Source organism: Roseisolibacter sp. H3M3-2 (genome assembly GCF_029211165.1).
Classification (GTDB): Bacteria; Gemmatimonadota; Gemmatimonadetes; order Gemmatimonadales; family Gemmatimonadaceae; genus Roseisolibacter.
The window spans coordinates 1-1,588 of the sequence record NZ_JARGEK010000617.1; the positions used below are offsets into that span (position 1 = coordinate 1).

The 1,588-nt window shown below is 76.8% G+C and carries 1 protein-coding gene; it reads right to left on the reverse strand.

Going from position 1 to position 1,588, the window contains the following annotated elements:
* The coding region (locus PYV61_RS25150; RefSeq protein ID WP_275836628.1) for an HD domain-containing phosphohydrolase at positions 1-1,588 on the reverse strand (1,588 nt) is incomplete at both ends.

Genomic DNA, 1,588 nt, shown 5'->3' on the forward strand with positions numbered 1-1,588 from the left:
CGCGACGGCGTCGGCGGCCTCGGCGGCGGCGACGACCGCGGGCGGCTCGTCGGCCGGGGCTGCCGACTGCCCGGCGGCGCGGGCGCGCCACTCGGGGGCGATCTCCTCGAAGCGCGCGAAGACGGCCGGGTCGAACTGCGCGCCCACGTCCTGCCGCAGGATCGCCATCGCCTCGTCGTGCGTGAGGGCGCGCTTGTAGCTGCGCGCGCTCGTCAGCGCGTCGTACACGTCGGCGATGCAGAGCACGCGCGCGACGAGCGGGATCGCCTCCCCCGCGAGGCCGGCGGGGTAGCCGCGCCCGTCCCACCGCTCGTGGTGCGACTCGACGATCGGGCGGACGTCCCACGGGAACTCGGTGTCGGCCAGCATCTCGACGCCGACGGTGGGATGGCTGCGCACGAGCGCCCACTCCTCGTCGGTGAGCTTGCCGGGCTTGTTCAGCACCTCCGGCGGGACGACCAGCTTGCCGACGTCGTGCAGCAGGGCGCCGATGCGGAACCAGAACAGCGCGCGCGCGTCGAAGCCCACGCGCTCGGCGATGGCGCACGCGAGGTCGGCGACGCGCTCGCAGTGGCCCTGCGTGAAGCGGTCCTTCGCCTCGATCGCGTCGCCCCAGCGGCGGGCGAGGCGGAGGAACTCGTCCTCGAGCGACGCCATGCGCCCGTCGACGTCGGCCACGTCGCGGCGCGCCTGCATCTGCTCGAACAGGCGGTGCGAGCGGTTGAGGCACTGGAACAGGTCGCGGTTGCGCCCCTGCCGGTGGTGCAGCTCGGCGCGCTCGCGCAGCGCCTCGGCGAGGAGCAGCGGCAGGTGCCGCTCGTCGGCGATCGCCTCGGCGGCGAGCAGCAGCGCCTCGGCGCCGGCGAGGTCGCCGCGCTCGCGCGCGATCACGCCCTGCAGCTTGCGCACCTCGCCGCGGATGTCCGGCGCGTCGAGCTGCTCGGCGAGCGCGCCGGCGGCCGACGCCTCGGTGTCGCCGTCGTCGAGCCGGCCGCGCGCGACGGCGAGGTCCGCGCGGTTGACCAGCACGAGCGCGCGCCCCGTCGGGTCGCCGATCGCCTCGACCATGTGCAGCGCCTCGTCGAACGCGTCCGCGGCGTCCGACCAGCGCTCGAGGCGGCGCAGCAGCATGCCGCGGTTGTTGAGCGCGTAGGCGAGCGTGTTCGGCGCGCCGAGGCGGCGCAGCGCGGCCAGCGAGTCGTCGATGTGGCGCAGCGCGGCGGCGAGGTCGCCCCGGATGCTGGCGATGATGCCGAGGTTGCCGGCGGCCTTCGCCGCGAGGTCGTGCTCCCCGGCCGCGAGGGCCGCGGCGCGGGCGCGGGTCGAGAGCGCCTCGGCCTCGTCGAAGCGGCCGAGCTGGATGAAGACGATCGCCTGCCCGTTGAGCGCGATGCCGGCGCCGGCGTGGTCGCCCGACGCCTCGGCCGATGCGAGCGCGGCCTCGAGGCAGCTCAGCGCCGCGTCGACGTCGCCCTCGAGGAGGTGGGTGCGGGCGACCGCGCCGAGCATCGCGTACGGCGGCGCGTCCTCGCCGCCCCGGGCGCGGCGCCGGAGCGCCCGCTCGAGCAGCGCGCGCGCGGGGGCCCAC